We start from the raw sequence: 267 nt of genomic DNA, 5'->3' as shown, positions 1-267 counted from the left end.
GCTGACGCTGCGGCCGACGCTCACGTCCATCAGTCCGCTGCTGCCGCAAATCCGCGAGGCTACCGGGATGACCTATCCCGTGGCGGCGTTGCTCACGTCGCTGCCGGTGCTCGCAATGGGCGCGGGTGCCTTTGCGGCGAGCGGGCTGACGCGCCGCTGCGGTGAGCGGCGCGGGGTGCTGCTCGGACTGGCGGCGCTTGCGCTCGCCTGCGGCATGCGTTTCGTGGCCGACGATACCGCCACGATGATCGCCACGGCGCTCGCGTC

At 71.9% G+C, this 267-nt stretch carries 1 protein-coding gene; it reads left to right on the top strand.

Annotation, left to right across the window (positions count from 1 at the left end; translation table 11 throughout):
• The coding region (locus A985_RS28690) for an MFS transporter (protein WP_039830503.1) at nt 1–267 on the top strand (267 nt) is incomplete at both ends.

The sequence above is a fragment of the Pandoraea sp. B-6 genome (assembly GCF_000282835.1).
Taxonomy (GTDB): Bacteria; Pseudomonadota; Gammaproteobacteria; order Burkholderiales; family Burkholderiaceae; genus Pandoraea; species Pandoraea cepalis.
The sequence above is the reverse complement of the archived record's forward strand: the minus strand, read 5'-3'. Positions and strand labels throughout refer to the sequence as shown.